General features: G+C 61.1%; 4 protein-coding genes and 1 tRNA gene. 1 reads left to right on the top strand and 4 read right to left on the bottom strand.

Annotated features, from left to right (window positions below):
• A partial coding sequence (locus tag EPO09_RS03180; protein ID WP_290640069.1) for a pyridoxal-phosphate dependent enzyme occupies positions 1–246 on the bottom strand: 246 nt, incomplete at its 3' end.
• A 144-nt stretch (positions 247–390) separates the two neighbouring features.
• Positions 391–475, bottom strand: a tRNA-Leu gene (locus EPO09_RS03175).
• Positions 476–731: 256 nt separating this feature from the next.
• Here EPO09_RS03175 and EPO09_RS03170 point away from each other — a divergent pair.
• Entirely contained in the window at positions 732–1,460 is a 729-nt protein-coding gene (locus EPO09_RS03170; RefSeq protein ID WP_290640067.1) for an EF-hand domain-containing protein, read from the top strand.
• A 21-nt stretch (positions 1,461–1,481) separates the two neighbouring features.
• On the opposite strand, the gene EPO09_RS03165 is transcribed toward EPO09_RS03170, so the two are convergent.
• Positions 1,482–2,753: an amidohydrolase family protein gene (locus EPO09_RS03165; RefSeq protein ID WP_290640065.1), complete on the bottom strand. Its 1,272-nt coding sequence runs from the start codon at positions 2,751–2,753 to the stop codon at positions 1,482–1,484.
• 67 nt (positions 2,754–2,820) lie between these two features.
• Complete coding sequence (locus EPO09_RS03160) at positions 2,821–4,575, bottom strand: methyl-accepting chemotaxis protein (protein WP_290640063.1); 1,755 nt, start codon at positions 4,573–4,575, stop codon at positions 2,821–2,823.
• Positions 4,576–4,685 lie beyond the last annotated feature (110 nt).

Raw genomic sequence — 4,685 nt, 5'->3', positions numbered from 1 at the left:
CAGCGCGATGCCGGTATTGCCTGAGGTGGCCTCGATCAGGGTGTCGCCGGGTTTGATCTCGCCACGCTCTTCGGCCCGGCGGATCATGTTGATCGCAGGACGGTCCTTGACGGAGCCAGCCGGGTTGTTGCCTTCCAGCTTGGCCAGGATGACGTTGCCACGGGCATCGCAGGCAGCGCCTGGCACACGTTGGAGTCGAACAAGCGGGGTCTTGCCGATGGCGTCTTCGAGCGTGGGGTAGTTCATGGCGGATATTGTCGCAGGCAGACAAAGACCTAAGGAGGCCCACTGCTTTGCCGTTCCCGGCTTGGCAGTCTGGCTGGGCCAGAAACAACAAAGGCTCCCAGGTGAACCATGGGAGCCTCAGCTTGTGTGAACCATTCAATCAGATGGTGCCCCGGGCCGGACTCGAACCGGCACTCCTTGCGGAACCGGATTTTGAATCCGGCGCGTCTACCAATTTCACCACCAGGGCATTCAGTGTGAAGACGTAAAGCATAGCACAGGCTGCCCACCGATTCTCCGAAAAGAGGCGTTTTGGCGGCCAGTTCCGCCTGGCAGACCCTTTGTGTCAGGGCTGACAAATGTCTACACACCAGCGCTACAGCGGCTTCCAAGAATGGCCCTCACCCGTGGCGATGCACTGCAGGCTTCGGGCAGCCCCGGTGCGAGTTGCGGCGACTTCGCCACACTGCACCGGGTTGGACACGTGGTCATTGAAAGGATCAACCATGACGACCATATCCAGCGGCATCTCAGGTAGCAGCAGTTGGGGTGGCATGCAGCCGCCAAAAATGGAGGGCCGAGGCGGCAAACCGTCTTTCTCCAAGATCGACACGGATGGCAGCGGCGGGCTGGACAAGACCGAGTTGCAATCGATGCTCGACAAGGGGCCGCAAGGCGTCCAGGGCAGTGGCTCGACAGACGATCTGTTCAGCAAGCTCGACAGTGATGGCGATGGCTCCATCAGCCAGTCAGAGTTGGACACCGGCATGAAGCCGCCGAGCCGCGATGACAGCACGCAGAACGGCTTTGGCAGCATGGGCATGGACACGCAAGCCTTTGCAGCCATGATGGGCGGCAGCATGGGCGGCAGCATGGGCGGGATGAATGGCATGGGTGGCATGCCGCCCCCGCCTCCGCCATCGGGCGATGACAGCGGCGGCTTCTCCTTGAGCGCGTTGGACAGCGACCAGGACGGCAGCATCACCAAGAGCGAGTTCGGATTAAGTAGCACGAGCTCATCCAACTCAACATCAAGCACATCCTCGTCAACATCATCAACGGACGAAGCGCAGCAAGCCTTGTTCGACCTGATCGACAGCGACAAGAGTGGCGACATCAGCAAGACCGAGGTCAGCAGCTTTCAAGACAAGATGAAGGCGCTGTTCGAGAAGATGCAGCAGATGGGCACGCAGCAATTCAGCAGCGAGACCAGCAGCCTCAGCGTGACCGCCTGACGACTTGATGGCGCGTGGACCTCAGGCGCTGAACGAGACGCTATCGGGCCGCCCCGGCACGCTCAATGTGGCGATCTGGGGCGACGTGCGCGCCAGCACCTGACCACGCCGGATCACGGCCAGGCGATTGGCGCGCAAGCGGATCGCTTCCACGGGATCGTGCGCTTGCAGCAAGACGAGGTCAGCACGACAGCCTGGCTCCAGCCCGTAGCCTTCAAGGCCCAGGATACGGGCCGGCGCGGTAGTCACGGCATCAAAGCATTGGCGCATGGCTTCCTGGCTGGTCATCTGGGCCACGTGCAGACCCATGTGCGCCACCTCCAACATGTCGCCACTGCCAAGGCTGTACCAGGGGTCCATCACGCAGTCGTGCCCGAAGGCCACGTCGATGCCACAGGCGAGCATCTCGGGCACGCGGGTCATGCCACGGCGTTTGGGATAGCTGTCGTGTCGCCCTTGCAGGGTGATGTTGATCAGGGGGTTGGCGATGGCCGCCACGCCAGCCTCCTTGATCAAGGGCAGCAACTTGCTGACGTAGTAGTTGTCCATGCTGTGCATGGAGGTAAGGTGCGAGCCGGCCACCCTGCCCTGCAGGCCCAGCCTTTGCGCATGGAAAGCCAGGGTCTCGATATGGCGGGACATGGGGTCGTCTGATTCGTCGCAATGCATGTCCACGCGCAAGCCACGCTCTGCCGCCAGTTCACACAGGATGCGAACGGACTCGGCGCCATCGGCCGTGGTGCGCTCGAAATGCGGGATGCCGCCCACCACGTCCACGCCCATGTCCAGGGCGCGTTGCAACAAGCTCATGGCCTGAGGGCTGCGCAGAACACCATCTTGCGGAAAGGCCACCAGTTGGAGATCCAGATAGGGCTTGACCTGCTCGCGCACGTGCAGCAGAGCCTCGGCTGCCAGCAGGCGTGGATCGCAAATATCCACATGAGAACGAATGGCCAGAAGACCTTTGGCCACAGCCCAATCGCAATAGCGCAAGGCCCGCTCGATGACGGCATCTTGCGTCAGCTGCGGCTTGAGCTCACCCCACAGTGCAATGCCTTCGAGCAAGGTGCCTGATTGGTTGATGCGAGGCTGCCCATGGCTCAAGGTCGAATCCATGTGGAAATGGGCATCGACAAAAGGCGGGCTGACGAGATGCCCTGCCGCGTCGATTTCTTGGGCCGCGTTGGCTGCCAGGGCGGGCTGCACAGCCACGATGCGGCCTTGCTGGATACCGATATCCTGATGTCTGCGCCCATCAGGCAAGGTGCAATGTCGAACGATGAGATCAAACACGGCAGGCTCCTGTCGGCAACGCGGTTTGCGTTGCTGACGGCAAGCCTAGCAGGGATCGGGCCTGAGCTTAGAACGTTTCCCAGTCATCCGCGCCCTCGGCCACCTTGGCGGATGCCGCTACAGGCGCCGCTGCTGTCGATGGCAACTGAGGCACCACCAAGGCTTCAGGCTTCTTGGCTGGCGCTGCTGGTTGGCGCGACACAGGACTGGCGACACGCACTGGCTGGACGACGGCCACGGGTGCCGTCTGGAAAGACGCCTGCTGCGTCATGCCACGCTGGATGCGAAACACCGACACAGCCTCCGACAGCTTCTGGGCCTGCGTCTTGAGGCTTTCGGCCGCGGCCATGCTTTCTTCCACCAAGGCGGCGTTTTGCTGCGTGGCCTGATCCAGTTGGCTGACTGCCTGGTTGATCTGCCCGATGCCCTGGCTTTGCTCGGCACTGGCATGCGCAATCTCACCGACCAGATCCGTGACCTTGCGCACCTGCGTGACCACATCGTTCATGGTGCTGCCAGCCGAGTCCACCAGGTGGCTGCCGGAGTTGACCTTCTCGACGCTGTCGTTGATCAGGGTCTTGATCTCTCGGGCTGCCTGCGCACTGCGTTGTGCCAGAGACCTCACCTCACCCGCCACAACAGCGAAGCCCCTGCCCTGCTCACCCGCGCGAGCGGCCTCGACGGCCGCGTTCAAAGCCAGAATATTGGTCTGGAAGGCAATGCCATCGATCACACCGATGATGTCGGAAATCTTGCGGCTGGCCGTCTGGATGCCATTCATGGTTTCGACAACCTGGCTGACAACCTGACCGCCTTGCGCCGCCACTTCTGATGCAGCACTGGCGAGCTGATTGGCTTGCATGGCGTTGTCAGCATTGGTTCTGACCGTGCCCGCCATTTCTTCAACCGATGCGGCCGTTTGCTGCAGGCTGGATGCCTGGTTCTCGGTGCGTGCACTGAGATCGGTGTTGCCTTGGGCGATCTGGGTAGACGCCGTCGCCACTGAATCGGCGCCGGTGCGAACATGGTGAACCATCTCGGCCAGGCTGTGGATCATATTGGCCAAGGCCGTCTGCATGTCACCCACTTCGTCCTTGCGATTCGTCTGCACAGTTTGCGTCAAATCACCTTCTGCCACGGCCTTCAGCACATTGGCCGCCTGCTCAACAGGTGCCGATACTTGGCCGGCCACCAGCCACGCCAACAACATGCCCAACCCCGCCGCCGTCAGGATGCCGACGAGAATGCCCCACCGGGCCTGGGCATAGATTGCGTCGCCCTGATCACTGGCAGCCTGTCCGCCCTGCGTGTTGAACTCGGTAAGCTTGTCCAGCGTTTCGCCGAACCTTTCGTACAGTTGCTCGATGGGGCCAGAGGCATAGGCCATGGCCTCATCCTTGCGACCGCTGCCGAGCATTTGCATGAACTTGTCATGTTCCTCCAGATACGTTCGCCAGTCAGCCTGGAATGAGTCCCAAAGTTTCTTCTCTTCAGGATGAGCCACTTGTTTGGCATATGCCGACTGCAGCTTGGCCACTTCCGCGGCTTTGAGCGCCATTTGCTGCAGCAAGGCCTGGTGCTGGCTCTCGCTCTGCGCCCCGGCAATCAACAACTCAAACACACGGTAATCGCCCGTGGTCGTGTTGATGGCACCAGCAAGACGCTGGCTCGCCATCCAGTGATCGGCCATGAAGGTGGATTGGTCATTGACCGTCGACAGACGTGTGACACTGAACAGCCCCAACAGGGCAGTCAACGTCGCCACCACTGCGAACGAGCTCAACAGCTTGGTGCGCAAACGCAAGTCAGCAAACCACTGCATGGGCTTCCCCTTCAACAAGTTGACAGGCGCAAATGCACCTGTTTGGTGATGTCAAGGGATTGTCAAAGGAGTGCGCCAGGCAATAAGCCTGAAGTTGGCAGGGATTTGGC

It is taken from the genome of Aquabacterium sp. (genome assembly GCF_004297345.1).
GTDB lineage: Bacteria > Pseudomonadota > Gammaproteobacteria > Burkholderiales > Burkholderiaceae_C > Aquabacterium.
Note: the sequence above shows the minus strand (reverse complement) of the source record. Positions and strands in the feature narration are given on the sequence as shown.